This window comes from Dactylosporangium sp. NPDC049140, from assembly GCF_040648435.1.
In genome coordinates this window covers 79,512-104,863 of the sequence record NZ_JBEZDS010000020.1, presented here as the reverse complement: position 1 = coordinate 104,863, position 25,352 = coordinate 79,512, and the positions used below count along the sequence as shown (strand labels likewise).

General features: G+C 72.9%; 27 protein-coding genes. 14 read left to right on the top strand and 13 right to left on the bottom strand.

Going from position 1 to position 25,352, the window contains the following annotated elements:
* Positions 1-4: 4 nt before the first annotated feature.
* Together AB0B76_RS29240 and AB0B76_RS29235 are read right to left on the bottom strand one after the other, a co-directional pair.
* Positions 5-886: a hypothetical protein gene (locus AB0B76_RS29240; protein ID WP_360381545.1), complete on the bottom strand. Its 882-nt coding sequence runs from the start codon at positions 884-886 to the stop codon at positions 5-7.
* 3 nt (positions 887-889) lie between these two features.
* A complete protein-coding gene (locus AB0B76_RS29235; RefSeq protein ID WP_360381543.1) occupies positions 890-2,008 on the bottom strand; it encodes an SPFH domain-containing protein in 1,119 nt (372 codons plus the stop codon).
* 49 nt (positions 2,009-2,057) lie between these two features.
* Here AB0B76_RS29235 and AB0B76_RS29230 point away from each other — a divergent pair, with 49 nt between their 5' ends.
* On the top strand, positions 2,058-2,723 hold the full coding sequence (locus AB0B76_RS29230) for an NUDIX domain-containing protein (protein WP_360381541.1): 666 nt from the start codon (positions 2,058-2,060) through the stop codon (positions 2,721-2,723).
* Positions 2,724-3,586: 863 nt separating this feature from the next.
* Here the strand turns inward: AB0B76_RS29230 and AB0B76_RS29225 are convergent.
* Together AB0B76_RS29225 and AB0B76_RS29220 are read right to left on the bottom strand one after the other, a co-directional pair.
* Positions 3,587-4,285 carry a DUF4386 domain-containing protein gene (locus tag AB0B76_RS29225; protein ID WP_360381539.1) on the bottom strand — a complete coding sequence of 233 codons (699 nt, stop codon included), beginning with the start codon at positions 4,283-4,285 and terminating at the stop codon, positions 3,587-3,589.
* A complete protein-coding gene (locus AB0B76_RS29220; RefSeq protein ID WP_360381537.1) occupies positions 4,282-5,049 on the bottom strand; it encodes an SDR family NAD(P)-dependent oxidoreductase in 768 nt (255 codons plus the stop codon). The genes AB0B76_RS29225 and AB0B76_RS29220 overlap by 4 nt, the downstream gene beginning before the upstream one ends.
* Before the next feature lie 70 nt (positions 5,050-5,119).
* Here AB0B76_RS29220 and AB0B76_RS29215 point away from each other — a divergent pair, with 70 nt between their 5' ends.
* Together AB0B76_RS29215 and AB0B76_RS29210 are read left to right on the top strand one after the other, a co-directional pair.
* Entirely contained in the window at positions 5,120-5,626 is a 507-nt protein-coding gene (locus AB0B76_RS29215) for a MarR family winged helix-turn-helix transcriptional regulator (protein WP_360381535.1), read from the top strand.
* A gap of 538 nt (positions 5,627-6,164) precedes the next feature.
* On the top strand, positions 6,165-6,728 hold the full coding sequence (locus AB0B76_RS29210) for a hypothetical protein (protein ID WP_360381533.1): 564 nt from the start codon (positions 6,165-6,167) through the stop codon (positions 6,726-6,728).
* A 326-nt stretch (positions 6,729-7,054) separates the two neighbouring features.
* Here AB0B76_RS29210 and AB0B76_RS29205 read toward each other — a convergent pair whose 3' ends face one another.
* Positions 7,055-7,258, bottom strand: a complete 204-nt coding sequence (locus AB0B76_RS29205) for a hypothetical protein (protein ID WP_360381531.1) — start codon at positions 7,256-7,258, stop codon at positions 7,055-7,057.
* 95 nt (positions 7,259-7,353) lie between these two features.
* Between AB0B76_RS29205 and AB0B76_RS29200 the strand changes: the two genes are divergently transcribed.
* Positions 7,354-7,806 carry a MarR family transcriptional regulator gene (locus AB0B76_RS29200; protein ID WP_360381529.1) on the top strand — a complete coding sequence of 151 codons (453 nt, stop codon included), beginning with the start codon at positions 7,354-7,356 and terminating at the stop codon, positions 7,804-7,806.
* A 3-nt stretch (positions 7,807-7,809) separates the two neighbouring features.
* On the opposite strand, the gene AB0B76_RS29195 is transcribed toward AB0B76_RS29200, so the two are convergent.
* Positions 7,810-9,117, bottom strand: coding sequence for an NAD(P)/FAD-dependent oxidoreductase (locus AB0B76_RS29195; RefSeq protein ID WP_360381527.1), 1,308 nt, complete (start codon positions 9,115-9,117; stop codon positions 7,810-7,812).
* 76 nt (positions 9,118-9,193) lie between these two features.
* On the opposite strand from AB0B76_RS29195, the gene AB0B76_RS29190 reads away from it, so the two are divergent.
* The 3 genes from AB0B76_RS29190 to AB0B76_RS29180 all read left to right on the top strand — a co-directional run bounded on the left by AB0B76_RS29190 (position 9,194) and on the right by AB0B76_RS29180 (position 12,430).
* Positions 9,194-9,649, top strand: coding sequence for a MarR family transcriptional regulator (locus AB0B76_RS29190; RefSeq protein WP_360381525.1), 456 nt, complete (start codon positions 9,194-9,196; stop codon positions 9,647-9,649).
* Between the two features lie 94 nt (positions 9,650-9,743).
* Positions 9,744-10,937: an endonuclease/exonuclease/phosphatase family protein gene (locus AB0B76_RS29185; protein ID WP_360381523.1), complete on the top strand. Its 1,194-nt coding sequence runs from the start codon at positions 9,744-9,746 to the stop codon at positions 10,935-10,937.
* Positions 10,938-10,990: 53 nt separating this feature from the next.
* A complete protein-coding gene (locus tag AB0B76_RS29180; RefSeq protein WP_360381521.1) occupies positions 10,991-12,430 on the top strand; it encodes a radical SAM protein in 1,440 nt (479 codons plus the stop codon).
* Here AB0B76_RS29180 and AB0B76_RS29175 read toward each other — a convergent pair.
* Positions 12,377-13,033, bottom strand: a complete 657-nt coding sequence (locus AB0B76_RS29175) for a response regulator transcription factor (RefSeq protein ID WP_360381519.1) — start codon at positions 13,031-13,033, stop codon at positions 12,377-12,379. The two genes, AB0B76_RS29180 and AB0B76_RS29175, sit on opposite strands and share 54 nt — an antisense overlap.
* A complete protein-coding gene (locus AB0B76_RS29170) occupies positions 13,030-14,634 on the bottom strand; it encodes a histidine kinase (protein ID WP_360381517.1) in 1,605 nt (534 codons plus the stop codon). Before AB0B76_RS29170 ends, AB0B76_RS29175 begins: the two co-directional genes overlap by 4 nt.
* 87 nt (positions 14,635-14,721) lie before the next feature.
* Between AB0B76_RS29170 and AB0B76_RS29165 the strand changes: the two genes are divergently transcribed.
* Genes AB0B76_RS29165 through AB0B76_RS29155 form a run of 3 tightly spaced genes read left to right on the top strand, consistent with a single transcriptional unit; the run spans position 14,722 to position 17,347 of the window.
* Positions 14,722-15,246 carry a hypothetical protein gene (locus AB0B76_RS29165; RefSeq protein WP_360381515.1) on the top strand — a complete coding sequence of 175 codons (525 nt, stop codon included), beginning with the start codon at positions 14,722-14,724 and terminating at the stop codon, positions 15,244-15,246.
* A gap of 29 nt (positions 15,247-15,275) precedes the next feature.
* Positions 15,276-16,124 carry an NAD(P)-dependent oxidoreductase gene (locus AB0B76_RS29160; protein WP_360381513.1) on the top strand — a complete coding sequence of 283 codons (849 nt, stop codon included), beginning with the start codon at positions 15,276-15,278 and terminating at the stop codon, positions 16,122-16,124.
* Complete coding sequence (locus AB0B76_RS29155; RefSeq protein ID WP_360381511.1) at positions 16,121-17,347, top strand: serine hydrolase domain-containing protein; 1,227 nt, start codon at positions 16,121-16,123, stop codon at positions 17,345-17,347. The genes AB0B76_RS29160 and AB0B76_RS29155 overlap by 4 nt, the downstream gene beginning before the upstream one ends.
* A gap of 212 nt (positions 17,348-17,559) precedes the next feature.
* Here AB0B76_RS29155 and AB0B76_RS29150 read toward each other — a convergent pair whose 3' ends face one another.
* Together AB0B76_RS29150 and AB0B76_RS29145 are read right to left on the bottom strand one after the other, a co-directional pair.
* Positions 17,560-17,883, bottom strand: coding sequence for a YciI family protein (locus tag AB0B76_RS29150; protein WP_360381509.1), 324 nt, complete (start codon positions 17,881-17,883; stop codon positions 17,560-17,562).
* Between the two features lie 20 nt (positions 17,884-17,903).
* On the bottom strand, positions 17,904-18,908 hold the full coding sequence (locus AB0B76_RS29145; RefSeq protein ID WP_360381507.1) for a LacI family DNA-binding transcriptional regulator: 1,005 nt from the start codon (positions 18,906-18,908) through the stop codon (positions 17,904-17,906).
* A 141-nt stretch (positions 18,909-19,049) separates the two neighbouring features.
* Here AB0B76_RS29145 and AB0B76_RS29140 point away from each other — a divergent pair, with 141 nt between their 5' ends.
* Complete coding sequence (locus AB0B76_RS29140) at positions 19,050-20,915, top strand: ricin-type beta-trefoil lectin domain protein (protein ID WP_360381506.1); 1,866 nt, start codon at positions 19,050-19,052, stop codon at positions 20,913-20,915.
* A 66-nt stretch (positions 20,916-20,981) separates the two neighbouring features.
* A complete protein-coding gene (locus AB0B76_RS29135; RefSeq protein ID WP_360381504.1) occupies positions 20,982-21,242 on the top strand; it encodes a DUF3303 family protein in 261 nt (86 codons plus the stop codon).
* Here AB0B76_RS29135 and AB0B76_RS29130 read toward each other — a convergent pair.
* Positions 21,154-21,738, bottom strand: a complete 585-nt coding sequence (locus tag AB0B76_RS29130) for a hypothetical protein (protein ID WP_360381502.1) — start codon at positions 21,736-21,738, stop codon at positions 21,154-21,156. The genes AB0B76_RS29135 and AB0B76_RS29130 overlap by 89 nt on opposite strands.
* Before the next feature lie 79 nt (positions 21,739-21,817).
* On the opposite strand from AB0B76_RS29130, the gene AB0B76_RS29125 reads away from it, so the two are divergent.
* Positions 21,818-23,137 carry an ATP-dependent 6-phosphofructokinase gene (locus AB0B76_RS29125; RefSeq protein ID WP_360381501.1) on the top strand — a complete coding sequence of 440 codons (1,320 nt, stop codon included), beginning with the start codon at positions 21,818-21,820 and terminating at the stop codon, positions 23,135-23,137.
* Between the two features lie 5 nt (positions 23,138-23,142).
* Here AB0B76_RS29125 and AB0B76_RS29120 read toward each other — a convergent pair whose 3' ends face one another.
* Positions 23,143-24,186, bottom strand: coding sequence for a 3-deoxy-7-phosphoheptulonate synthase (locus AB0B76_RS29120; protein ID WP_360381500.1), 1,044 nt, complete (start codon positions 24,184-24,186; stop codon positions 23,143-23,145).
* 273 nt (positions 24,187-24,459) lie between these two features.
* On the opposite strand from AB0B76_RS29120, the gene AB0B76_RS29115 reads away from it, so the two are divergent.
* A complete protein-coding gene (locus AB0B76_RS29115) occupies positions 24,460-25,029 on the top strand; it encodes a CBS domain-containing protein (RefSeq protein WP_360381498.1) in 570 nt (189 codons plus the stop codon).
* On the opposite strand, the gene AB0B76_RS29110 is transcribed toward AB0B76_RS29115, so the two are convergent.
* Entirely contained in the window at positions 25,013-25,204 is a 192-nt protein-coding gene (locus AB0B76_RS29110) for a hypothetical protein (RefSeq protein ID WP_360381497.1), read from the bottom strand. The two genes, AB0B76_RS29115 and AB0B76_RS29110, sit on opposite strands and share 17 nt — an antisense overlap.
* Positions 25,205-25,352 lie beyond the last annotated feature (148 nt).

The window sequence follows — 25,352 nt, the reverse complement described above, 5'->3', positions numbered from 1 at the left end:
CGTTTCACACGACCAGGTTCAGCCGCCGCTGCGCTACACCGATGCTCACCCGCTGCCCCCACGCCAGCTCGAGCCGGTCCGCCTCCAGCCCGTCGGCGAACACCACGAGCCGCTCGCCCTCGCAGGCCAGCTCCAGCCGCTCGTCGCGGGTGAGGCGCCCGGCGGTGAGCGTCGCGCCGGTGGCCGGGGACGGCCAGGCCTCGCGCACGAACCAGCACACCTCGGCCGCCTGGGGCTCGGGCAGCTCGGGCGGGTCGGCGCGCTCCAGCGCGATCGACGAGCACCAGCCGGTGGCGCCGGTGCCGGTGCCGACCACCACGCCCGACGACGACTGGCGTTCGCCCTGCCCGTCCGGAGTTGTGATGGTGTACCGCGCGGACTGGTGGCCGACGTGCCCGAAGTACACCTCGTTCAGGCCCAGCAGCTCCTGCCCGTCGTCGAGCCGGGCCGACACCATGGTGCGCTCCTGCGTGGCCCGGCTCCGCAGCGCCCGGCCGAGCGAGCTTGCCTCGTGCCGCACCAGTACCCCGGGATTGCGGCCGGGCTCCGGATCGACCCCGATCACGGGCTGGCCGTCGAGGTACTTGGCCACGTTCGCCACCAGCCCGTCCTGCCCCACCGCGATCACGACGTCCTCGGGCCCGAACAGGAACCGCGGCAGGTCCTCCCGGTCGATGTGGCCGCGGCGCCAGTCGGCCGGGACGGCCGCGCCCACCGTGGTGAGCGCGGCCTGCAGCGCCGCGTGCCGCCGCGCCACCTCGTCGAGGTCCCGCCCGCGCTGGCGCAGGTAGTAGTCGGCGGCGGCGCGGGTGCCGTGCCGGGCGAGCAGCTCGTCGAGCTCGCTGCGCCGCGACACGACGACGGCCCGGGGCGCGAGCGTGCTCATGCGCTACTTCCCCAGCCGGTTCAGCAGCCCGGTGACCACATCGGGCGTGACCGTGAGCTGCCCGATCTCCGGCAGCTGCCCGGCGAGCTCGCGAAGGGCCAGCGCCTGCAGCACCGCGGGCGGCAGATCCCGGTACGCCGCGAGCCGCGCCGCCTCGGCCTCGCCCTCGGCCAGCCCGACCGCCCGCACCCCGTCGGCACGCGCCAGGCTGCGCAGCCGGTCCGCCTCCGCCTCGGCCGCCGCGGCGACCCGCGCCCGCTCCGCCTCGGCCTCCGCCGCGAGCCGGGCCCGCTCGGCCTCGGCGACGGCCGCGACCTTGGCCCGGTCCGCCTCCGCCTGCGCCGCCACGAGCGCCGCGGCCGCGTCGAGCTCGGCCTGCCGCTGCGTGTTCGCGCCGTGCTGCTCGACGAGCTGCTGCTCCCGCCGCGCGAGCTCGATCTTGCTCTGCAGCTCGTTCTCGGCGATGGCCCGCTCCTGCTCGACGGCCCGCGCCCGGCGCGCGTACGTGGCCCGGTCGGCCTCCTGCTGTACCGCCTCCCGGGTCGGCGTCTGCAGCGCCCGCTCGAGATCGGGCTCCGGCCGGATCGCGACGACCCGCGCGGACACCACGCTGACCCCGGTGTCGGTGAGCCGCGGATCGCTGCCGAGCGCCGCCGAGACCGCCTCCCGCACCGGCGCGATGCCGGCGGTGAGCGCCTCGGTCAGCGGCAGCCGCGCGAGCAGGTCGAGCGCCGGCTGCTGCGCGAGCTCGGCCAGCAGCGTGGCAACCTGGTCGAGCGGCTGCGCCCGCCACTGCCCCGCCTTGGGGTCCACGGAGAAGTCGAGCCGCTCGGCCGCGGTGGCCGGGGCACTGATCCGGTACGTGACGGTCGCCTGCACCGTGACGTCGGCGAAGTCACTCGTGCGCGCGTGGAACAGCAGCGGCAGCTCCCGGTCGTCGACGGGCACCTCGGAGAGCACGGCGTTCAACGGCCGGTACCAGAACGACTGCCCGACCCCTTCGTGGCGCACCTTGCCCTTGACGTGGTGCCGCACCCAGCTGGTGGGCGCCCCGCGCAGGTGCCGCAGAAACAACCGCCGTGTCACATCCGCCATGGCGACCTTCCCCTCGGTTATCGTCATGACGACGATATAAGTCCGAGCAGTTTCTCGTCAATGTGGTGATAAATACATGCCTTTTGCCGTAACGGTCGACCTGGTCATGCTCACGGTCCGCGCGGACGCGCTGTGCGTCCTGCTCATCCGCCGCGCCATCCCCCCGCACGAGGGCGCCTACGCCCTGCCGGGCGGCTTCGTGCTGGACGACGAGGACCTGACCGACGCGGCAATACGCGAACTTTCGGAGGAGACGGGGGTGCACCACCCGGCGGCCCACCTGGAGCAGCTGGCCACGTACGGCGCGCCCGGCCGCGACCCGCGAGCCCGGGTGGTGACCGTCGCCTACCTGGCCCTGCTCCCGGAGGCCCCGACGCCGACCGCGGGCAGCGACGCCGCCGAGGCCGTATGGCTCCCGGTAGCGGAGGTCCCGCCCCTGGCCTTCGACCACGAGCGCATCCTGCGCGACGGCGTGGAGCGGGCGCGGGCGAAGCTCGAGTACTCCCCGCTGGCCGCCGCCTTCTGCCCCCCGGAGTTCACCATCGCCGAGCTGCGCCAGGTCTACGAGGCCGTCTGGTCGGCCCGGCTGGACCCGCGCAACTTCCACCGCAAGGCCACATCGACTCCCGGCTTCGTGGTACCAACGGGCCGCTCAACAACAGGCGACCGAGGCCGCCCGGCCCAACTCTTCAAACGCGGCCCGGCAACGGCCCTCTACCCCCCACTCCTACGGGCGGGCTGACCCCCGGACGCGCACAGCTTCACCCGCGTTCCTGCTTCGCCGCGCCGGAGGCCCCGCCCAGCCCAACTCCTCAGACCGGCCTCGGCAACGTCTACGACCCTTCGCTCCTGTGCGCTGGCTGATTCATCCCCAGCTCGCACGAGCGTCAGCCGTGGTGGCCTGCTCCTCGCTCCTGCACGCCGCTTGATCCCGGATCGCGCCCTTCAGCGGGAACAGCAGGGGCCGGAGGCTGCGGCGTCGCAAACGGGGTCTTCCACCCCGCGACCTGTGCGCAGGCTGATCCTCGGCTCGCACGAGCGTCAGCCGTGACGGCCTGGTCCTCGCCTTCTACGCGCCGGTTGAGCCCGGATCGCACCCTTCTGCGGGAACAGCGGGAACAGCGGGAACAGCGGGAACAGCGGGAACAGCGGGGGCCCGGAGGCTGCGGCGCGGCAACGGGGCCTCCACCCCTGACCCGCGCGCCGGCTGACCCTGATCCCCGGCCGGCGGGAGCTCCAGCCGTGACAGCAGGCCCGGACACCGCGACTCGGCAACGGCTATCTCCCTCGGGGCTTCTACGGGCCACCAAAACTGCGGGCTTCTGCGGGCCACCAAACCGCGGGCTTCTGCGGGCCACCAAAACTGCGGGCTTCTGCGGGCCACCAAACCGCGGCGCGCGGGTCGGCGTGGCGGCGTAGCTTGCCGGGGACGTTCATCCACGCATGCATCCGTTCGGCGACCCACCACCCGGCCCCAGCGGAAGCGCGACCACGGAATCTCTCAGCCGGCCGTGGAGCTTGGACAAGTCCACGGCCAGCCGAGACTTTGCCCGACCCAACCTCGTAGCCGGTGCCGATCTCCGCGATCGTCTCCCGCCGGCCGTTCTACGTCTCGGATCGCCCCCTCTGCCGTGGCAGCAGGAACCCGGCGGCGATGAGCCAGGCGATGGCGGTGAAGCGCGCGACCGGCAGCAGGTAGGCGGCCCCGTCCACCAGCAGCGCCAGCGTCGACAGCTCCGCGACGGCCGCGATCGCCAGCCCCGCCCAGGCCAGCCACCTCGGCAGCAGCCGGGCCAGCAGCCCCGGCACCGCGACGCCGGCCAGCAACAGCCCCAGCGGCACGACGTGGGCGACGCCGCCGGCGCCGAAGTTCAGCAGTTGCAGCGCCCGGACGAGCGCCGGGTCCTCGTGCACCTCGGGCCGCGACAGCACCCAGCCGATCACGCCCGACAGCGCCAGGAACCCCGCGGCGAGCAGCCCGCCGGCCAGCGCGATCGTCGGGCCGGGCACCCGGATGCCGAGCTGGTGCAGCCGTGCGCTCGCGGTCGCCGCGTAGATGGCGAGGGGGATGGCCGCCCCGAACTGGAAGGCCCCGCCGATCCGCACCGCGTCCGGGTTGTCGCGGAAGTACGCCACGATGCCCGCCCCGTCCCCGAACGGCGACGGGTACGGCTTGCCGCCCGCCAGCATCGTGCTCAGGACCAGCCCGACGAGGAACAGCGCCGCGAACACGATCGCCAGCGCCCCGAGGTGCGGCCCGCCCTGGACCCGCCGCCGCTCGGCCGTGCCTGCCGTGGCACTCATACGATCACCCGGCCGCCGGTGAGGTCGAGCGTGGCGCCGGTGATCCAGGAGGCGGCGTCGGAGGCGAGGTAGAGCACGGCCTCGGCGACGTCCTCCGGGCGGCCGATGCGGCCCAGCGGGAAGTGGGTGGCGAGCTCGTCGAGCTGCTCGTCGGTCATGTGCTGCCGCATGCGGCTGTTGAGCACGGCCGACGGCGCAAGGCAGTTGACCCGGATGCCGTGCCGGCCGACCTCGGCGGCCAGGTGCTTGCTGAACATGACCACGCCCGCCTTGGCCGCGGCGTAGGCGGCGCTCGCAAGGCCGGGCATGCGGCCGGCGGTGGAGGACATCGTGACGATCGTGCCGGTGCGCCGCTCGATCATGCCGGGCAGGACCTCGCTGACGGCGAGGAAGACCGAGGTCAGGTCGGCCTCGACGGTGGCGCGCCACTGCTCGGCGCCGAGCTCGTGCGTGGGCACCGGGCGGCCCTGCCCGCCGACGAACGGGGCCAGGATGTCGACCGGGCCGAGCGCGCGCTCGACCTCTTCGCGGATGCGGTGCACGACCGCGCCGTCGGTGGCGTCGCCGGGCACGGCCAGCGCCGTCCCGCCGGCCGCGGCTATCTCGCCGACGAGGCTCTCGACCGCGGCGGGGTCACGCCCGTTGACGGCGACGCGAACCCCGTTGGTGGCGAGTGCCCGGCATGTGGCGGCGCCGATTCCGCGCGACCCGCCGGTGACGAGGGCGACCTTGCCGGCCAGGTCGGGATGGCTGGTGAACGACATCGGACCACTCCCTTCTCAAGGCTGAATAGTTCAGTGGAGTGAATCGTTCGTTGTGGTGTACCATAGCGGCATGACGGACGGCGGGCAACCCAGGAGGCCACGAGGGGCGGCCTTCCTGCTGGCGCAGGTCGGCGCACACGCCTCGGAACGATTCGCAGACCGGGTGCAGCGGCTCGGGCTCTCACCGGCCGAGGTCGGACTGCTGCGGATGATCAACGGGCAGCCCGGGCGCAGCCAGCAGTCGGTCGCCGTCGACCTCGGCGTGGTGCCCAGCCGCGTGGTGGTGCTCATCGACAACCTCGGGCACAAAGGCCTCGTCGAGCGGCGCACCGGTGCCACCGACCGGCGGCATCACGAGCTCTATCTGACCGTCGACGGGGAGCAGGTCATGATGGATATGCGATCGATCGCCACCGAACACGACGACGAGCTGCTCACCGCGCTCGATCCGGACGAGCGCGCGCAGCTGACGGGGCTGCTGCAGAGGATCGCGGACCAGCAGGGATTGGTGCCGGGGGTCCATCCGGGCTATCGGCAGGCGACCGGGCGCCGAAAACCTGTCGCACCGGGGAAATGAGCCGTCTCGGCGGCGACAGGGCGCTGAGAACCTGCTGCGGCGGGGGGAGTGGAGCGTTGGGCGGTGACTGGGCGCTGGGAACAAGTCGCGGCGGGGAAGTGAAGCGTTGGGCGGTGACTGGGCGCTGGGAACAAGTCGCGGCGGGGAAGTGAAGCGTTGGGCGGTGACCGGGCGCTGGGAACAAGTCGCGGCGGGGAAGTGAAGCGTTGGGCGGTGACCGGGCGCTGAGAATCTGTCGCGGTGGGGGAGTGGAGGGTTGGGCGGCGACAACACGGCGCGGTGAGGAAGTGAACCGTCTCAGCGGCAATCGGGCGCTGAGAGCCCGTTGCGGCGGAGAAGTGAGGCGTTGGACCACTACCGGGCGACGAACGCCTCTCGCGGCGGCACTCGACGGTAGTCAATCGCCGGATAAGCCGTCGTTGCGGGGAAATGGCGTGACCGAGTGCCGAAAACCGTCGGGGCGGGGGCGGGAAGCGTTTCGACGACCATCGGCCGGGGCCGTGACTTGGCCGGTGCGCGACCACTACGGTCTACGGGCATGAATTCACCGCAGGACGCCGGGGTTGGGCCGGGCGAGGTTACGCCGCCGCCGGGGCCGACCACGGCCGGGCTCGGCAGCCGGATCGTGGCGCTCGCCGGGGCGATCGGGGCGCTGCTCGCGCTGGCGTTGCCGTGGGCTCGGGAGGACAACGCGGTCATCGTGGAGACGAACTTCGGCAACGCGACGCTGCTGCAGCGGGGCGGTGACGAGTGGAGCGGGTGGGTGCTCAACGGGGCCAGCCGGCTCGACGGGCATCGGCCGGTTACCGTGGCGATGGCGATGCTGATCATTACGGCCACGTTCGTGGTCGTGGGCGGGGCTTGGGCCACGTTCGAGCGGCCGCGGGCGGTCTGGGTTGCGCCGGCGCTGGCGGGGGTCGCGATTCTCACGCTCATCGTCAGTATGCCGGGGCTCGATGGGGTGGCCGGGCGGTACGGGGCCGGGCATGTCACGACCATGGAGTTCGGGGTTGCGGTGTGGCGGACGGCGCTGGCGGTCGTGGCTGTCGGGGCGATTCGGCTGGCGTTGCTGCAGGAGGCTGCCCGGCGGCGGTTGCGCTGATCCCGGCTGGGACATGCGAGCCGTGGAAACAGGGCGGCATCGTGCAGGCCGGCGCATCATGACCGCGCCGATGTGGGAGTCGATGTCGGAGTAGGGCGGCGTCGTGGAGACCGCGGCGCCGTCGCGCCCGGGCGGATGCCGGACTGGGTGGCCTCGTGAGATAGGGCCGGGGTGGCGTCTCGCTCGCGCAGATGCGGAGCTGGGCGGCGTCGTGGAATGGAGACGAGACCTGCGCGCCGGTGCGGAAAATGGGTGCGCTGTGAGGGCCGGTGCATCAAGACCGCACCGCGCGGGGGGGCGAAAGGCGCAACCGGCGAGCGAAGACCTCAGCGATCCGAATCCTCGGCGGCCCGCCTCGCGGCGGCGGCTCGGCGCTGGTTCTCGCGCATCTGCCGGTACTGGTCCCGCGCCTGCGGGCTCCACCCCTGCATGGCGCCCTCCACCGTCGGCGGCCCGAAGATCTGGAAGAAGAAGTTGCCCACGCGGTCCTTCTTCCCGGCGGCACGGTCGCGGCGCAGCAGACCGAACATGAGCGGCACTCCTTTGCGGTCCAATGGTTGGTGTACCAATTGTTGGCGTACCGCTAGTATGGCAGCCGACAGCGTCGAGAGGAAGGGCTGCCGTGGTGACCGAGGACGCAGGGGTGCCCGATCCGCTCGCGCTGGAGCATCAGGTCTGTTTCGCGCTCGCCGTGGCGTCGCGCAACGTCATTGCGCTCTACCGGCCGTTGCTGGAGCCGATGGGGCTGACGCACCCGCAGTACCTGGTGATGCTCGCCCTGTGGCAGCACGCCACGCTCTCGGTCAAGGACCTGAGCCGGCTCCTGCAGCTCGACCCGGGCACGCTCTCGCCCCTGCTCAAGCGGCTCGAGGCCGGCGGACTGATCCACCGGCGGCGGGCCGAGCACGACGAGCGGCTGCTCGAGGTCACGCTCACCGAGACGGGGCGGGCGCTGCGGGCCGAGGCGCAGAAGATCCCGCCGGCGGTGTTCGAGCGGCTCGGGATGCCGCTCGACGAGCTGCTGCAGTTGCACGCGGCGCTCACCCGGGTCATCGGCATCACGTCCGTGACGGAGTAGGTCTCAGCCGCGCACCTCGTACAGCTCGGCTTCGAAGCGGCGCTTCAGGGCCGGAATGCGGTCCGTCGCGCGCAGGAAGGTGCGCTGCGCGGCCAGGGCCACGCGGCCCACGACCGGTCGGTGCACGAGCTGGTCGCCGCCCGTCTGCTTCTTGGAGGCCTCGACGGCCTTGAAGCCGTACTCGATCATCTCCCGCTCGTAGTCCCGCACCGCGTCGAGGAGCGGGCGGCCGCCGGTCAGGGCCCGCACCAGGTTGTGCGCGTCGCGCAGGGCGGTGTTCGCGCCCACGCCCTGGCCCGGCGTCATGGTGTGGATCGCGTCGCCGAGCAGGGTCACGTTGTCGGTGGGCCAGGGCTCGACGCGCACCGACGTGCGGATGGTGATCGGGAAGCAGGTGCTCGCGTCCGTGAGGGCGAAGAGCCGGTGCAGCCGCGGGTCCCAGCGTGGCGTCATCGCGGTGACGAGCCGGGCCAGGTCGGCGCCGGAGCGCTGCATGACGTCGGCCGGGTACTTGTCCGTCGACGCCCAGAACCCCCAGTTCAGGTAGTCCCGCGTGTTGTCGAACAGCAGCCCGGGCCACGCCGCGAGCAGCTCCTGGTCGCTGCCGCCGATCCCCGACTTGGGCCGCCCGTCGGCGGTCCAGGGGAACTCCATCGAATGCAGGATGCACGCCATGCCGCGCGGCGCCAGCACCATGCCGATGCCCGGAAAGAGCCCTCCGGGCATGAGCGAAAGAGCTTCGGGCGTCGTCGGTACCTTCGCGGCCACCGCGATGATCCCCGCGTCCTCGAGCCGGGCGTGCGGCAGCCGCTGCCGGCGCACCGGGGAGTGCACCCCGTCGGCCCCGACGAGCACGTCGCCGGTGTCGCTGGTGCCGTCGGCGAAGTGGGCGGTGACGCGGCCGTCGGGCTCGTGCTGGTACCGGACAAAGGTCTTGTCGAAATGCAGCACGTCCTCCATCCCGGTGAAGAGCACCTGGCGCAGGGTCATGCGGCTCACGGACTTCTCGTCGTTCACGTCGTCGGTGGTCTCACGCAGCGTGAGGGTTAGCGTCGGGCGCAGGCGCTCGTCGAGGAACATGAAGCGCTCGGGGGCCTTGGCGCAGGTGGCGACGAACGTGCGGTACAACTCGGGCGGCAGGCAGGCCTTGAGCGCGCGCGATCCGTGCGGGTCGATGCCGACCCGGTATCCGTGGAGGCCGCTGGCGCGGGTGCGGTCGCGCTCGTACACGGCCACGTCGACCCCGGCCCGCCGCAGCCCGTGGGCCAGGCACATGCCGCCGGTGCCCGCCCCGATGATGATGACCTTCACGTCAGGTTACCTCGCTGATCTAGTCGCTAGAATTTCTAGTTACTTAGCGTACGAGTGATCCGGTAGGATCGCAAGGGTGAGTTCGGAACTGATCGCCGCGTTCGGGCGGGCGATGCAGGAGTACCAGCGGGCGGTCGACGCACTCGACCAGCGCGCGGCGGACCGGCTGGGCCTCAACCGCACCGACATGCGCTGCCTGGAGCTGCTGTTCGGCCCGGAGGCGGGGCCGCTGTCGCCGGGCGAGCTGGCGGTCGCGGCCGGCATGACGACCGGCGGGGTGACCACGGCGATCGACCGGCTGGAGCGCGCCGGGTACGTGACCCGCGAGCGGGACGCGGGCGACCGCCGGCGGGTGACGGTGCGCCCGACCCCGCTCGCCCTGCGGTCGGTGTACGAGATCTACGGCCCGGTCGTCGAGGAGGGCAACGCGTTCCTCCAGCGCTACGACGACACCGTGCTGGCCGGCATGATCGAGGTCCTGGAGTTCTCCACCCAGCAGCACAACCGGCACCTGGCGCCGGGCGGGGGATAGCGGCCGGCCGCGTACGACCGGCGGCGTGGACGACGAGCTCGGCTTGTCGCCCAGCCGACCTGACGTTGTGTGGGCGGCTGCTACGTTGCGTGACATGCGGCTCGCTACGTTCAACGTGGAGAATCTCTTCGCCCGGGCCAAGGCGATGGACAACACCGTGCGCGAGACCGGCCAGCCGGCACTCGCGGCCTTCGAAGCCTTCAACCGGATCGCGGCGCACGACGAGTACACCCCGGAAGACAAGGCGGCGCTGCTCGACGCCCTGGTGACGCTGGGCGTGCTCGTGCAGACCCGCGACGGGCGGCGGCTCAACCCGCGGCAGTTCGACACCGCATGGGCCCTGCTGCGCGAGAACCGCGGCGACTTCCTCGCCGCGCCCGCCGACCGGGAGCCGCACATCGTGGCGGCCGGCCGCGGTGACTGGACCGGCTGGGTCGAGCTCATCACCGAGCCCGTCGACGAGACCGGCACCCGGATGACCGCCCGCGTGATCGGTGACCTCGCCGCCGACGTGCTCTGCCTCGTCGAGGCCGAGAACCGGCCCGCGCTCGTGCGGTTCAACGACGAGCTGCTGGGCCGGCGGTACGAGCACGCGATGCTCGTCGACGGCAACGACCCCCGCGGCATCGACGTCGGGCTGCTGTGCACCGCGGACGTCGGCATCGACTGGGTGCGCAGCCACGTCGACGTGCCCGACCCGGCGGTGGCCGGCAAGCGGCTGTTCAGCCGGGACTGCCCGCTGTACAAGCTGCGGCTGCCCGGCGGCGAGGACCTCTACCTGCTGCTGAACCACCTCAAGAGCCAGTCGTTCGCGTCCGGCGACCCGGACCCGCTGCGCTCGCGGCAGAGCGCCGAGGTCCGCGCCCTCTACGACCGGCTGCGCGCCGACGGCGCCGAGTACGTCGCGGTCCTCGGCGACTTCAACAAGGGCCCGGACCGCCACGACCCCAAGCACCACCCGACCCTGGAGCCGCTGCTCGACGCCGGCTCGCCGCTGGTCAGCTGCTACGACCTCGACGCCTTCGGCGGGCTGTTCGACCCGAAGGACAGCGGCCAGGAGCGGCCCGGCACGTTCCAGTCCTGCACCATCTCCAACCGGCTCGACTACATCCTGCTCTCGCCCGGGCTGGCGGCGAAGGTGACCGGCGGCGGCGTGTTCCGCAAGGGCCTGTGGGGCAGCCCGGAGAACAAGAAGCCGCCGAAGCTGTGGGGCATCTACCCGGAGCTGACGGCGGCCAGGCACGGCGCGAGCGACCACGCGGCCGTCTGGGTCGATCTCGCTTTCTGAATGCACACACATCCGCCACCGCATGCGCCGAAACTCGTCCTAGCGTCGGGGGCATGCGGGTCCTGATGATTCTGCCGGCGCTCACCGAGGCCACGAGTCCGCTGTTCCGCCCGATCAAGTACTCCCTCTTCCCGCCGCTGGGGCTGGCCACCCTCGCGGCGTACCTGCCCGACGACGACGAAGTGCGGATCGTCGACGAGCACGTCGAACGCTTCGACCCGGCCGGCGGGGACCGGCTTCCCGACCTCGTCGTGATCCAGGTGTACATCACCTCGGCGCGCCGTTCCTACGAGCTCGCGGACTGGTACCGGGCCCGCGGGGTCTTCGTCGCCCTCGGCGGGCTGCACGTCACCTCGCTGCCCGACGAGGCGGCCGCGCACGCCGACGCGGTATTCCTCGGGCCGGGCGAGGACACGTGGCCCGTGTTCCTGGCCGACCTGCGGCGCCGGGCGCCGCTGCCGCGGTACACCTCGAAGCAACGCACGCTCGAGCGCCTGCCGCCGATCCGGCGCGACCTGATCCAGCGGCATCGCTATCTGGTGCCCAACTCGATCGTGGTGTCGCGCGGCTGCCCGCACCACTGCGACTTCTGCTACAAGGACGCCTTCTTCGGGGGCGGCAAGTCGTTCTACACCCAGGCCGTCGACGCGGCGCTGGCCGAGATCGACCGGCTGCCCGGCCGCCACCTGTACTTCCTCGACGACCACCTGTTCGGCAACCGCCGCTTCGCGCTGGCGCTGTTCGAGGGGATGCGGGGGATGGGCCGGGTGTTCCAGGCGGCCTCCACGGTCGACGCCGTGCTCGCGCCGGACCTGCTCGAGGCGGCGGCCGGCGCCGGGCTGCGCAGCCTGTTCGTCGGGTTCGAGTCGGTGAACGCGGCCAACCTCGCGGCCCAGCGCAAGCGGCAGAACATCGGGCGCGACTACGCGGCCGTGGCCCGGCGCATCCACGACGCCGGGGCGATGGTGAACGCGAGCTTCGTGTTCGGCATGGACGAGGACGGGCCCGACGTGTTCGACCGGACGGTGGAGTGGGCGGTCGCGCAGGGGATCGAGACCGCGACCTTCCACATCATGACGCCGTACCCGGGCACCGGGCTGTTCCGCCGGATCGAGGCCGAGGGGCGCATCGCGCACCGCGACTGGGAGTTGTACGACACCCGCCACGTCGTCTACGAGCCGCGCGGGATGACCGCCCGGCAGCTGGAGGACGGGTACTGGCGCGCGTACAAGGACTTCTACCGCTGGGGCGCGCTCTGGCGGGGCGCCGCGAGCCACGGGCGGGCCGGCGACCGGCTGCGGCACCTGGCGTACGCGGGGGCCTGGAAGAAGTTCGAGCGCGTCTGGGACGCCCTGATCCGCACCCGCCAGGTGCTGCACGCCCTGCCGCTGCTGGAGGCGGCGCTGGCCAGCTTCGGGGGGCGGCGCCCGGAGCGCGGCTCAGGCGCGCAGCAGCGACAGGACGGCGAGCACGCGGCGGTTGGTGTCCGGTAGCGCGGGCAGCCCGAGCTTCAGGAAGATGCTGCGGATGTGCGCCTCGACGGTGCGCTCGGCCAGGAACAGCCGCTCGGAGACGGCCACATTGGACAGTCCCTCGGCCATCAGGGCGAGGATCTCACGCTCGCGCTCGGACAGGGCGCCGATGCCCTCGTCGGCGCGGCGGCGCGGGCGGCGCATGACCCGCTCCACGACGAGCGGGTCGATCGCCGTGCCGCCCGCGAGGACCCGGCGCACGTCGGCCAGGAAGCGGTCGATGTCGGTGATGCGGTCCTTGAGGAGGTACCCGACCCCGGCCTCGCCCTGCTCGAGGATCGTGACCACGTCGCGGGTCTCGATGTACTGCGACAGCAGCAGGATCGCCAGCCCCGGCTCCTCGCGGCGCAGGCGCAGCGCGGCCCGCAGCCCCTCGTCGGTGAAGGTCGGCGGCATGCGGATGTCGACGATGACGGCGTCGGGGCGCTCCTTCGCGACGCAGCGCAGCAGCTCGTCCGCGTCGCCGGCCGAGCCGGCGATCTCGAAGCCCTCGGCCGCGAGCAGCCGCTCCAGCCCGGCGCGCAGCAGCAGGGAGTCGTCCGCGAGCACGATCCGGTCGGTCACAGCGGCTCCTCGGGGGTCAGCGGCAGTCTGGCGGTCAACCTGGTGCCGCCGCCGGGCGGACTGTCCAGCAGCAGGTGGCCCCCGCACGCCTCGACCCGGTCGCGCAGCCCCTCCAGGCCGCCGCCGGGCACGAACGCGGCGCCGCCCGCCCCGGTGTCGCGCACGAGCACGACGAGCTCCTGGTCCGCGGTGGTGAGCCGCAGCTCCAGCTCGTCGGCGCCGCCGTGCTTCTCGGCGTTCGTCACCGCCTCCAGGGCCACGTAGTACGCGGTCACGGCCGTCTCGTCGCTCAGCGCCGCGCCGCCGGCCCGGTCGTCGACGCGCACCGCCACCGCCGACCGCTCCGCGATGCTCTCCAGGGCCCCGGCGAGGCCGTGCAGGACCAGCGCCGGCGGGTTCATGCCCCGCGCGATCTCGCGCAGCTCCGCCACCGCGGTGTCCAGCTCGGCCAGGCCCTGGCCGAGCAGCGGCGAGGTCGTCCCGGCGGCCCGCTGGGCGCGGCGCAGCAGCAGCGACGCGGCGATGAGCCGCTGCTGTACCCCGTCGTGGATGTTGCGCTCGATGCGGCGCCGCTCGGCGTCCGCGGCCTCGACGATCCGGCGCCGGGAGCGCTGGACCTCGTCGAGGCGCAGCCGGTTGTCCAGAACCAGCGCGGCCATGCGCAGCACCGCGTGCAGCACGTCGGGCGCGGCGGCCAGCGCCGGGTCGTGGGCGAGGGCGCCGACCGCGCGGCCGCCGGCCCGCAGCGGGGTCACGACCGTGTCCGGGTGGTCCCGGGCGTGCGCGGCGACCTCGTCGAGGGCGAGCACCTCCAGGCTGGGGTCGCCGAGGGAGGTGCGCAGCGCGTCGCGCAGGGCGGCCGGGGCGGGCTGCTCGGCGCCGAGGGCGGCGACGAGCGAGCGGATCGCCGGCGGGGGCGGCCGGCTGCGGGCGAGGCTGAGCCAGGCGCCGACCGGGATCGCGGCGCTGCCGGCGTAGTAGACGATCTCGGGGACGGAGCCGCCGACGTACCAGTCGGCGCTGACCAGCGCGGTCGCGGCGACGTTGCCCAGGTTGGCGATCCAGAACGGGGTGTAGGCGGCACGGTACAGCGGGGTTGCCGCACGGTACCGATGGAACAGGAAGAGCAGCAGGAACACGCCCACGGCCGGGTAGGTCGCGGCCCGCAGCTGCAGCAGGCCGGCGGTCCCCGGCGGGTGCCCGGGCGTCAGCCACCACGCCAGGAGCGCGGCCGGCCAGAACAGGTAGCCGGCCAGGGCGGTGGCCCGGTCCAGCCGTCCGCGCAGCCGGCCGATCGGGATGACCAGCGCGCAGTGCAGCACCAGCGGCTGGTACACCATCCCCAGCATCAGGTCGTCGCGGAACAGCCCCGGCAGCGCGATCCGCCCCGCCCCGTCGGCGAGCCAGCACAGCCCGGCGGCGAGCATGAGCGGGCCCATCCGCGAGTCCGGCCGCTCCCGCCACATGCGCTGGCCGGCCTCGGTGTGCAGCACGCCGGTGGCCACGAAGCAGGCCAGCTCCCACGCGCCGAAGGCGTCTCGGCCCAGCACCGCGACGGCGACGGCCGCGGCCGCCGCCAGACTCCGCAGGGCTGTGCGCACCACCGTATCGTCGGGCACCCGACGTATCAGGGGAATACGTGCTGACACTGATGCCCGGGATCCGGGCCGATTTCTACCTTGAGCGGCATGCGAACCCTCACCGTTTCGGCCACGGCCGCCGCCCTGCTGCTGCTCGCGGCCTGCTCCTCCCCGAAGAACACCGCGGCCCCCGCGCCGAGCCCCGCCGCCCCCGCGCAGAGTTCGGCCGCGCCGGTGCAGACGACCGCGGCGGCCGGCAAGCTCACCCTCGACGTGGTCAAGTCGCAGGTCCAGCCCGTGTTCGCCAAGGACCCGGACTGCCCGAAGGGGGAGTGGGTCACCGACCCGGCCAACATCGACGCGAAATACCGCGCGAACGTGACGGCGTTCGGGGAGTACGACTGCCACCTGGCGGACGGCGAGATGATTCCGCACCGGGTGGCGCAGGCCGTCTACCTCACCTTCCGGGACTCCCACACGATGAACGACTACGTGGACAACGAGCTGGGCATCATCCCCTCGCTCGTGGACGGCACCACGGTCGTGGTGATCGGTTCCGGGCTGAAGACCGTGCCGACACGCCCGATGCTGCGCAGCATCTCGCAGGCGTGCGTCTGCGGTCACGTCACCTGAGCCGCGGACCCCGTGGCACGATCGAGGGCATGACACTGGCAGTACTGGGCACCGGGATCATGGGCGCGGCCGTCGCCCGCAACTGGCTCAGGGCCGGGCGCGAGGTGCGGGTGTGGAACCGCACCCGCACCCACGCCGAGCCCCTCGCGGCCGACGGCGCGATAGTGGCCGACAGCCCGGCCGACGCCGTCGCGGGGGCCGACCCGGTGGTGACCATGCTCTTCGACGACGCCTCGGTCGCCGAGGTCATGCGGGCCGCGGCCCCCGGGCTGGCCCCGGGCACCCTGTGGCTGCAGCTGAGCACCGTCGGGGCGGACGGCGCCGACCACCTGGCCGGGCTCGCCGACGAGCTGGGCCTGGTGTACGTCGACGCGCCCGTGCTGGGCACCCGCGGCCCGGCCGAGCAGGGAAAGCTGCATGTGCTCGCCTCCGGGCCCGAGGACGTCCGGGGCCGGGTCGAGGAGCTGGCCGGCCCCATCGCCGCGAAGGTCACCTGGCTGGGCGAGGCGGGCCGGGGCAGCCGCACCAAGCTCGTCGTCAACAGCTGGGTGGTGACCGCGACCGCCGCCCTCGCGCAGAGCGCCGCCCTGGCCGACGCGATCGGCGTCGACTTCCTGCCGCTGGTCGCCGGCGGGGCCCTCGACCTGCCGTACGCGCAGTTCAAGGTCCCCCTCATGCAGCGGCGCGACTACCCGGTGGCGTTCCCGGCGGAGGGCGCGGCCAAGGACGCCCGGCTCGTCGGCGAGCTCGCCGCGGCGGTCGGCGTCGACTCCTCGGTGGTGGACGCGGCCCGCGGCCTGCTCGACGAGGCGGTCGCCCGCGGGTTCGGCGAGGACGACATGGCGGCCGTGTACGAGGCCGTCCGCTCGCCCGAGTGAGGCTGACCCGGCGCGGCCTGCTGCTGCTGAGCGCCGCATCCGTGACCGCGGCGTGCGACGCGCCGCCGAGGACCGTCCACGCGCCGGCCGGGGCCGCACCCTCGGCCGGCACCTCGGCGTGGTCGATCCCGGTCGGGACGCCCGAGTCCTGGGCCACCCCGCCGGTGACCCGCTACGAGGCCGGGCTGCGCGCCGTGGTCGGCCGCTACCTGAGCACCACGCCGGAGAACCCGCAGCACCCGCTGTACCCCGGCGCCGTCGCCTTCGCCGCGCTCGACGGCCGCGTCGCCGCGCACTTCGCGGTCGGCGACGCGGTGCGGTACGCGGCGGACAAGACCGAGCTGCCCGCCGCCGACCGGGTCCCGGCCGACCCCGGCACCCTCTACGACCTGGCCTCGCTGACCAAGACGTTCACCGCCGTGCTCGCCCTGCGGCTGGTCGAGCGCGGGCAGCTCGACCTCGACGCGCCGGTGTCGCGGTATGTGCCGTTCTTCGAGGCCAAGCCCGGGATCACGGTCCGCATGCTGTTCACCCACACCTCGGGCCTGTCGAAGGACACGCCGCTGTCCGGCGACACCCCGGACGAGCGCCTCGCGTCGGTGCTCGGGCAGCCGCCGGTCGCCGCGCCCGGGTCCGGTTTCCTGTACGCCGACCAGAACTTCATCGCCCTGGGCGCGATCGTCACCGGCCTGCACGGCGAGCACCTCGACACGCTCGTGCGGCGCGAGATCGCGGCACCCCTGGGCCTGGCCGACACCGGGTACCTCCCGCCGCCCTCGCTGCTGCACCGCATCGCCGCGACGGAGGGCGGGATCCGCGGTACCGTCCACGACCCCGCCGCGGCCGGACTGGGCGGCGTGGCCGGCCACGCGGGCATCTTCTCGACCGCGGCCGACATGGCCCGGTTCGGAAGGGCCCTGCTCGACGGCGGCGGCCCGCTGCTCAAATCGTCCACAGTGGAGCGGCTGCGGACGAACCAGAACACGCGCTTCGGCGCCGCGGCGGCGCACGGGCTCGGCTTCGACATCGACCAGAGCTGGTACATGGGCCGCCTGGCGGGCCGCGGCGCCTTCGGCCACACGGGCTTCACGGGCACGTCGATGGTCCTGGACCCGCACCGCCGCGTGATCCTGGTCCTGCTGACCAACCGCGTCCACCCGGACGCGAGCCGGGGCAGCGCCAACCCGGCGCGCAAGGCCGCCGCGAACGAGCTGAGTTCCTAGCTCGCTTCGCTCGCGCCGGGGGAGCTGCGCTCCACCCGAACCCCCTCGACATCTACGGCGGCTCGCCCGGGCACCGGACAGTCGCGCGACGCCGCCGTTGACGGGTGTCCCAGCCGCGGCGGAACCAGTCCAGCACCGTACGGTCGGGCAGCCGCCGGATGTGCTTGCTCCACGGCCCTTCGTAGTGCGACCGGTGGACGAACAGCACCAGCTCAGTCCTCCGCGACGCCGGGGGTCATGACGACCGTCCACGTGCGGACGGTCACGGCGAGCAGGCCCGAGCGCACCGCCTCGTCGTCGGACTCGGCGAGGCGCCGCGCGTCCTCGAGGGTCGGCGCGGCCAGTACCGTCATGCCCTCGTCCACCGCGCCGTCCGTGTCGTCGAACGGTCCGGCCGCGACTAACGTGCCGTCCTCCGCCCGCCGGTTGAGAAACGCCAGGTGCTCCTGGAAGCCCGGCTGGTCGGTGATGCGGACGCCGGGGGTGGCGGCCGGGCCGGGACGGTGCTGCAGGACGAACCAGATGCGCGGGGTCATAACCACCAGGATCGCACCCGTCACACGGGCGGCGGCGGGGCGGTCGAGGAGCGCACCACGAGCTCGGTGGCCAGCTCGACGTGCAGGGCGTCGAGCTCGTGCTGCTCCAGCAGCCGGACGAGCAGCGACACGGCCATGCGGCCCATCTCCTGCAGCGGCTGGCGTACCGTGGTCAGGCCGGTCGCCTGGGCCAGGTCGAGGTCATCGAAACCGGTGATTGACAAATCCTCCGGCACGCGCAGGCCACGTTCGGCGGCGGCCCGCAGCGCGCCGACCGCGGCCTTGTCGTTGAAGCAGACCAGCGCGGTCGGGCGCGCCGGCTGGTCGAGCAGCTCGCCGGCGGCGCGGTGGCCGCGCCCGGTGGTCGGCTCGACGCTGCGCAGCAGCTCCGCGGCGGGCAGTACCCCGACGTCGGCGAGGGCCGCGTTGTGCCCGGCCAGGCGGGCGTCGCTGGCCAGCCACTCGGTCGGGCCGCCGATCACGCCGATGCGGCGGTGGCCGAGCTCGACCAGGTGGCCGGTGAGGCGCCGGGCGCCGGCGAAGTGCGCGGCCGAGACCGAGACGATGTCGCGGGGGAGGGTGGTGCGCGGGTCGACGACCACGAACGGCATCCGGCGCCGCTGCAGCTCCACGAGGTCGTCGCCGGGCTCCGGGGGCAGGATCACGATGACGCCGGTGACCCCCTCGCGCCCGTCGAGGTCGGCCAGCAGCGGGGTGCGCTGGCCCGCCTCGCCCGCGGTGAGCACGAGCTGGCGGCCGTGCAGGGTCAGCGTCTCGGCGATCGAGGAGACGATCAGGCCGAAGTAGTCGGTGAGCACGTACGGGCAGCGCACGAAGACGGCCCCGCCCTTGGACCGGCCGCTCACCCCGATGCGGGCCCGCAGCCGCTCGGCCGCCTCGTGCACCAGCGCCCGGGTCGCGGGCGTGACCGCGTGGTGGTCGTTCAGCGCGCGCGACACGGTCGCGATCGACATGCCCGTCTCGGCCGCGATGTCGCGCACCGTCACCCGTCGATGCCCCGCCATCGGCGCGCCTCTTTCTATAAGGACTCTTGACAGTCAATCCCCGCAGCGGTTTGCTGATGCCCAGCGATGTTACAGGACGTTTCATTCCGTTACATCGCCGTCGGCGTCCGCACCGCCTTCACACTGGCCGAGGAGGCCGCAATGCACCGCCCCCGCATCAGGTTTCGCTACGGGATCGCCGCGCTCGCGGCGGTGACCGTCGGCGTGGCCGGTTTCATCGCCGCGCCCAGCGCGCTCGCCGCCGGCGAGTCCGTCAACGTCTGGCTCACGACCACCAGCGACGCCGGTGGCCGCACCGTCACCCGCGGTCTCGCCCAGCAGTCCGCGATCAGTTTTTCCAGTGGTACCGGCGGCAGCGGTCAGAACATCACCGTCAACGACGCCACCAAGTACCAGACCTTCACCGGCGGCGGCGCCTCGTTCACCGACACCGCGGCCTGGCTCATGAACAGCTCCGGCGCGCTGTCCGCGAGCACCCGCACCGCCGTCATGCAGAAGCTCTTCGACCCGGTCAACGGCATCGGGCTGAGCTTCCTGCGCAACCCGATGGGCGCCTCCGACCTGGCCCGCAGCGGGTACTCCTACGACGACCGCCCGGCCGGCCAGACCGACCCGGGTCTCGCCAACTTCAGCATCGCCCACGACCTCGCCGACGTACTGCCGCTCACCAAGCAGGCCCAGCAGCTCAACCCGCAGCTCACGACCATGGCGAGCCCGTGGACGGCGCCGGGCTGGATGAAGGACAGCGGCAGCCTCAACGGCGGCTGGCTGCAGTCGCAGTACTACGCGGCCTACGCCCAGTACTTCGTGAAGTACGTCCAGGCGTACCAGGCCCAGGGCGTCAAGGTCGACTTCGTGACCCCGCAGAACGAGCCCACCTGCTGCGCCGGGTACCCGTCGATGAGCTGGAACGCCAACGGCCTGGACTTCTTCGTCGGCTCGAACCTGCTGCCCGCCTTCCATGCGGCCGGGCTGTCCACCAGGGTGCTGGTGCACGACTGGAACTGGGACGTGTACGACTCCTACGCCGCCCAGTCCGTCAACGACGCCGCGATCCGCAACGACTCCCTGTTCGGCGGCATCGCCTGGCACGGCTACGGCGGCGACGTCACCAAGCAGACGTCGGTGCACAACCAGTACCCGGCGGTCAACGCCTACAGCACCGAGCACTCCGGCGGCACCTGGATCGCGAACCAGCAGCAGGAAGACATGCTCAACATGATCGACTACGGCCGGAACTGGTCCAAGAGTTTCACCAAGTGGAGCCTGGCCGTGGACCAGAACATGGGCCCGCACTACGGCGGCTGCGGTACCTGCACGGGCCTGATCACCGTCCACAACGGAGACTCGCGCTCCGGGCAGGTCGACTACACCATCGAGTACTACACGATGGGCCACCTCACCAAGTTCGTCCGGCCCGGCGCCTCGCGGGTGGACTCCACGGCGAACGCGAGCGTGCCGAACATCGCGTACCTCAACCCGGACGGGACCCGCGCGCTCATCGCGTACAACAACACCGGCAGCACCCAGGCGGTGACCGTCAACTGGAGCGGCCAGCACTTCACGTACAGCCTGCCGGCCAAGACGTCGGCGACGTTCACGTGGAAGGCGGGCGCGTCGACGCCGACCCGGACGGGCCAGATCACCGGGCTCGGCGGCAAGTGCGTCGACGTCGCCGGCGGGGGCTCGGCCAACGGCACGGCGGTGCAGCTGTACACCTGCAACGGCACCGGCGCCCAGCAGTGGACGGTCGGCACCGACGGCACCCTCCGCGCCCTGGGCAAGTGCCTCGACGTGACCGGCGCGACCGCGACGGACGGGACGAAGGTGCAGCTGTACGACTGCAACGGCTCGGCCGCGCAGACCTGGACGGCGAACGCGGACGGGACGCTGCGGGCGCTCGGCAAGTGCCTCGACGTCACCGACAACTCGACGGCCGACGGCGCGCGGCTGCAGATCTGGACCTGTTTCGCGGGCGCGAACCAGCGCTGGAACCTGCCCGCATGAGGACGCCCGGGTCCCGGACGACGCCGGTGGGGTGGTCGTCCGGGACCCGGTCGCTACCGTGAGCACATGCTGTTCATGGTGGTCGAGACGTTCCGCGGCGGACAGGCGCGGCCGGTGTACGAGCGGGCCCGCGAGCAGGGCCGGATGATCCCGGAGGGCCTGCGGTACGTCGACAGCTGGGTCACGGCCGACTTCGGCCGCTGCTACCAGCTGATGGAGTGCGACGACCTGACCCTGCTCATGACCTGGGTCGCGCGCTGGAGCGACCTGGTCGACTTCGAGATCGTCCCGGTCGTTGCGTCCGCTCAGGCGTCGCCGCTGCTGTGAGCCGGCGCCAGCCCGGCCACTCCAGGCGCAGCTCCTCCCCGACGCCCAGCTCCGCCCAGGCCGCGGCGGCCCGGTGCAGCGCCCGAGCCGCGGTGCGCAGCTGCTCGACGGTCAGCGCCATGTTGGGCTCGCGCGCGGCGAACCGGGGCAGCTCGGCATCGGGCAGCGCGGCGGCGCGCTCGCACAGCCCGCCGAGGAGCTCGGCGCGCTGCAGCCGGTCGCGGTGCTCGCGGATCATGTCCTTGGAGCGCTCGGCCGCGTGCGGCGGCCGCCGGCCCGCGACGTGGTGCATGCTGTGGAAGACCACGCCGCCGGCGATCGCGCCCCAGATGCCGTCGGGCACCGCGAGGGCGTCCTCGACCGTGTAGTGCACGAGGTCGTGCGGCGTCTCCGGGCCGGCCGGGCCGGAGTCGAGCCGGTAGACGACGCCGTCGTCGCGCTCGACGACGACGTGCGCCCGCTGGTGGTCGGGGAACCGGATGAAGGTGACCCGCATACCCTCAGCTTGGCGCGCCACCGCCGGCCGCCTCAACCGATTAACCGGCGCGAAATGCCGCGGGCGGACGATGGTGCGCATGGTCGACGAACGCGCCCGGCTCGAGATCGCCCGGCTCGGCGAGGGGCGGATCGACTCGCCGCTCTCGGCCCTGCTGCGCCGCCAGGGCACGACGTGGCATTACGTGGACGAGGCCGACCGGGTGCTGCTGGAGGACACCGTCGCGCTGGTCGCCGCGCGCGGCGTGCCGGTGGCGGAGCTGCCCGGGTTCGAGCCCGGCGGCCCGCGCTCGAAGATCTACTTCGACCCGTCCAAGACGCGGGTCGGCATCGTCACGTGCGGCGGGCTGTGCCCGGGCCTCAACGACGTCATCCGGGCGCTGGTGCTGGAGCTGACGAACCACTACGGCGTGCGCCGGATCGTGGGGTTCCGCAACGGGTACCAGGGGATGACCGCCCGCTACGGCCGGCCCGTCGTGGACCTGGACCCCGACGCGGTGGCCGGCATCAACGAGTACGGCGGCACCATTCTCGGCACGTCGCGGGGCAACCAGGACCCGGACGAGATCGTGGACTGCCTGGAGCAGCTCAGCATCAACGTGCTGTTCGTCATCGGCGGTGACGGCTCGATGCGCGGCGCGCTGCGCATCGCCGAGACGGTCGCGGAGCGGGGCCTGCGCATCGCCGTCGTCGGGGTGCCCAAGACCATCGACAACGACATCCCGTACATCGAGCGCTCGTTCGGCTTCCAGACGGCCTTCGGCAAGGCGACGGAGGCGATCCGCGCCGCGCACGTCGAGGCGACCGCGTTCCCCAACGGCATCGGGCTGGTCCAGCTCATGGGCCGGCACTCGGGCTTCATCGCCTGCTATGCGGCGCTGGCCAACAACGACGCCGACTACGTGCTCATCCCCGAGGTGCCGTTCGCGCTCGACGGGCCCGGCGGGTTCCTCGAGCACCTGCGCCGGCGGGTCGTGGACCGCGGGCACGCGATGGTGGTCGTCGCGGAGGGGGCGGGACAGGAGTACCTCACCGCGAACGGCCGCGACGCGTCCGGCAACGTACGGCTGGAGGACTTCGGGCGCTACCTGCGGGGGCGCATCGCCGAGCACTTCGCCGCCGCCGGGGTCGAGGCGAACCTCAAGTACATCGACCCGAGCTACACCATCCGCAGCGTTCCGGCCGACCCGTACGACAGCGTGTACTGCATCCGCCTGGCCCACGCCGCCGCGCACGCCGCGATGGCGGGGCGCACCGAGATGGTCGTCGGCCGCTGGCGGGGCCGGTTCGTGCACGTGCCGATCGCCCTGGCCATCAGCTCCCGCAACCTGGTCGACCCCGACGGCGACCTGTGGCTGTCCGTGCTCGAGGCGACCGGACAGCCACCGGTCTTCGCCTGAACCGCTCAGCCGCGGCGGGCGCGCACGGCGGCGGCCAGGTCGTCCAGCAGCGCCTCGGTCGTGTCCCAGGACATGCACGCGTCCGTGACGCTCTGGCCGTAGGTCAGCTCGCCCCCGAGGTCCTGCCGCCCGGCGGCGAGGAAGCTCTCCAGCATGACCCCGGCGATACCCTCCTGGCCGGCCGCCACCTGCTCGGCGACCTCGCGGACCACGACGGCCTGGCGCACGTGGTCCTTGCCGCTGTTGCCGTGGCTCGCGTCGACCACGAGCCGGCGCGGCATCTGCGCCTTCTCCAGGCGGGCGAGCGCGTCGGCGACGTCGCCGGGGCCGTAGTTCGGGCCGGTCCGGGCGCCGCGCAGGATGATGTGGCAGTCGGGGTTGCCGGCGGTGGAGACGACCGCGGCCCGGCCGTCCTCGTCCACGCCGAAGAACACGTGGCGGCTCGCGGCGGTACGGCATCCGTCGATCGCCACCTGCACGTCGCCGTCGGTGCCGTTCTTGAACCCGACCGGCATCGACAGGCCCGAGGCGAGCTGGCGGTGCACCTGGCTCTCCGGCGTCCGGGCGCCGATCGCGCCCCATGACACGGCGTCGGCGATGTACTGCGGGCTGGTCGGCTCGAGGAACTCGCACCCGACGGGCAGGCCGAGCCCGAGCACGTCGAGCAGCAGCCGCCGGGCCAGGCGCAGCCCCCGCGGCACGTCGAAGGTCTCGTCCAGCCCGGGGTCGTTGATGAGGCCCTTCCAGCCGACGGTGGTGCGGGGCTTCTCGAAGTACACCCGCATCACCACGGCTAGGTCGGCCGACAGCCGGCCGGCCGCGGCGGCCAGGCGCTGCGCGTAGTCCACCGCCGCCACCGGGTCGTGGACCGAGCACGGCCCGACGACCACGAGGAGCCGGTCGTCGGCGCCGGTCACGATGCGGTGCACGTCGTCGCGGCCGCGCTGCACGACCGCGGCGCGCTCGTCGTCCATGGGCAGCTCGGCGACGAGCTCCCGCGGCGAGAACAGCGGGCGGTATCCGGTGACGCGCAGGTTGCTGGTTTCCATGCCTTGGGTCCTCACCGCTGAAATGGGAGGCGGGCCCGGTCACACCAGCCCGCCGTCTGACACGACGAAGGGCAGAGACTCCGACGTCTCTGCCCTTGCTGGCTCCGGGTGTACTAGGTCAGCGCAAGCGGCCGCCGGCTCCACCCGGAGCCACGGTAAACGCGCGATAACCCAGCATCACGCGGCCATGGTACCCCACGGACGGGTCCTTCGGCCCTACGACCCGGCTCCACGCCCCGCCTACGGTCGGGGCAGATGCGAAGGAGGCCCGGAATGAGCCGGTGGAATGTCGCGGATGTCATGACCTTCGGCGCGGTGTCGGTGACCCCGGACACGCCGTTCAAGGCGATCGTCGACCTGCTGGAGGCGCACGGCGTCAACGCGGTCCCGGTGGTCGATGCCGCCGATCGCGTGGTGGGGGTGGTGTCCTCCGCCGACCTGCTGCCCCGGATCGAGCACGCCGGCTCCGGCAAGGCCCACGCCACCGTGGCGGGCGAGCTCATGAGCGCGCCGGCCATCACCGTCGCGGGCACCGCCCCGCTGCCCACGGCGGCGCGGATCATGGAGTCGGCCGGGCTCAGGCGCCTGCCGGTCGTCGACGGCGCCGGTCGCCTCGTCGGCCTGGTGACCCGCCGCGACCTGCTCAAGGTGTTCCTGCGCAGCGACGAGGAGATCCGCCGCGAGGTCGCCGGGCTGTGCTCGCGGTCCGGGGTCGAGGTGGAGGTGGCCGACGGCGTGGTGACGCTGCTGGGCGCGGTCCGGCGCGAGGCGGCGATCCCGTCCTTCGTGCGGCGGGTCGAGCGCGTCGACGGCGTCGTGGACGTCGTCAGCCTGCTCGGCTAGCCGGCACCTCCAGCACCGACAGGTGTACCGGCCACTGCTCGAACGCGGTCCGCAGCTCGCACGAGGCGGTGCTGCCCGGGCCGACCACGTCGGCCTCGCCGAGCACCACCTGGGGCAGCGCCACGACCGACGGCTGCGGCAGAAGGCTCTTCACGTTGCCGGCGATGATGTTCATGAGCTCCCCGGCAGCGCAGGAGCACGTGCCCGTTCCAGGCGCCCGCGATCGACACGCCGGCCGTCACGTCGAACGGCCCGGCGTACGCATCGGCGGGCGGCGGACCGGCGGGTGGCGTCCCGCCCAGGTACGCGGTCCACACCTGCCA

Coding starts and splice junctions, on each gene's coding strand:
- AB0B76_RS29240 (WP_360381545.1), bottom strand. CDS start 886: ATGAGCACGCTCGCGCCCCGGGCCGTCGTCGTGTCGCGGCGCAGCGAG.
- AB0B76_RS29235 (WP_360381543.1), bottom strand. CDS start 2,008: ATGACGATAACCGAGGGGAAGGTCGCCATGGCGGATGTGACACGGCGG.
- AB0B76_RS29230 (WP_360381541.1), top strand. CDS start 2,058: ATGCCTTTTGCCGTAACGGTCGACCTGGTCATGCTCACGGTCCGCGCG.
- AB0B76_RS29225 (WP_360381539.1), bottom strand. CDS start 4,285: ATGAGTGCCACGGCAGGCACGGCCGAGCGGCGGCGGGTCCAGGGCGGG.
- AB0B76_RS29220 (WP_360381537.1), bottom strand. CDS start 5,049: ATGTCGTTCACCAGCCATCCCGACCTGGCCGGCAAGGTCGCCCTCGTC.
- AB0B76_RS29215 (WP_360381535.1), top strand. CDS start 5,120: ATGACGGACGGCGGGCAACCCAGGAGGCCACGAGGGGCGGCCTTCCTG.
- AB0B76_RS29210 (WP_360381533.1), top strand. CDS start 6,165: ATGAATTCACCGCAGGACGCCGGGGTTGGGCCGGGCGAGGTTACGCCG.
- AB0B76_RS29205 (WP_360381531.1), bottom strand. CDS start 7,258: ATGTTCGGTCTGCTGCGCCGCGACCGTGCCGCCGGGAAGAAGGACCGC.
- AB0B76_RS29185 (WP_360381523.1), top strand. CDS start 9,744: ATGCGGCTCGCTACGTTCAACGTGGAGAATCTCTTCGCCCGGGCCAAG.
- AB0B76_RS29180 (WP_360381521.1), top strand. CDS start 10,991: ATGCGGGTCCTGATGATTCTGCCGGCGCTCACCGAGGCCACGAGTCCG.
- AB0B76_RS29165 (WP_360381515.1), top strand. CDS start 14,722: ATGCGAACCCTCACCGTTTCGGCCACGGCCGCCGCCCTGCTGCTGCTC.
- AB0B76_RS29160 (WP_360381513.1), top strand. CDS start 15,276: ATGACACTGGCAGTACTGGGCACCGGGATCATGGGCGCGGCCGTCGCC.
- AB0B76_RS29150 (WP_360381509.1), bottom strand. CDS start 17,883: ATGACCCCGCGCATCTGGTTCGTCCTGCAGCACCGTCCCGGCCCGGCC.
- AB0B76_RS29145 (WP_360381507.1), bottom strand. CDS start 18,908: ATGGCGGGGCATCGACGGGTGACGGTGCGCGACATCGCGGCCGAGACG.
- AB0B76_RS29140 (WP_360381506.1), top strand. CDS start 19,050: ATGCACCGCCCCCGCATCAGGTTTCGCTACGGGATCGCCGCGCTCGCG.
- AB0B76_RS29135 (WP_360381504.1), top strand. CDS start 20,982: ATGCTGTTCATGGTGGTCGAGACGTTCCGCGGCGGACAGGCGCGGCCG.
- AB0B76_RS29130 (WP_360381502.1), bottom strand. CDS start 21,738: ATGCGGGTCACCTTCATCCGGTTCCCCGACCACCAGCGGGCGCACGTC.
- AB0B76_RS29125 (WP_360381501.1), top strand. CDS start 21,818: ATGGTCGACGAACGCGCCCGGCTCGAGATCGCCCGGCTCGGCGAGGGG.
- AB0B76_RS29120 (WP_360381500.1), bottom strand. CDS start 24,186: ATGGAAACCAGCAACCTGCGCGTCACCGGATACCGCCCGCTGTTCTCG.
- AB0B76_RS29115 (WP_360381498.1), top strand. CDS start 24,460: ATGAGCCGGTGGAATGTCGCGGATGTCATGACCTTCGGCGCGGTGTCG.
- AB0B76_RS29110 (WP_360381497.1), bottom strand. CDS start 25,204: ATGAACATCATCGCCGGCAACGTGAAGAGCCTTCTGCCGCAGCCGTCG.